Genomic DNA, 504 nt, shown 5'->3' on the forward strand with positions numbered 1-504 from the left:
GTGCGTGCGATGGTCCAGGGCGCTAATCGAGGCGGTGACCATCACACTAGAGGAGGGCGGTCCGTCGTGGCCAACGAGACACCTGTTCCCTGGACTAATGAATCCCGCAGACGCTTCCTTAAACAAGCGGCGACCTTCGCGGGTAGTGCGCCGTTCGTGCCAGCAGTGGGAGCGGCGACAATGGTTGCTGTACCGCTCAGCGCTCATGCGCAGGGCAATGCCGATACAGGCAATGCAGCGGGCCTAGGGCCCGGCATACAGGGCTATCAATCGCTGGGTCCTGACGAAGCGGCCTTCGTCGAGACCCTGGTCAACGTCATGTGTCCTGCGGACGAACTGACCCCCGGTGGCGTCGACTGCGGACTGGCGGTTTTCATCGACCGGCAGTTGGCCGGTGGCTACGGCAAGGGAGAGCGGCTCTATATGCGCGGCCCCTGGGTGCAGGGAAAGCCGCAACATGGATACCAACTCCCGCTGACGCCAGAGCAGTTTTTTAAGGTCGGT

General features: G+C 62.5%; 1 protein-coding gene. It reads left to right on the forward strand.

Annotation, left to right across the window (positions count from 1 at the left end; translation table 11 throughout):
- Nucleotides 1–66 precede the first annotated feature (66 nt).
- Nucleotides 67–504 (forward strand): gluconate 2-dehydrogenase subunit 3 family protein (locus ACKGJN_RS16920; RefSeq protein WP_409540754.1); only part of this gene is annotated, 438 nt, incomplete at its 3' end.

The organism is Gillisia xinjiangensis (assembly GCF_046298265.1).
In the GTDB taxonomy this organism is placed as follows: Bacteria; Bacteroidota; Bacteroidia; order Flavobacteriales; family Flavobacteriaceae; genus Gillisia; species Gillisia xinjiangensis.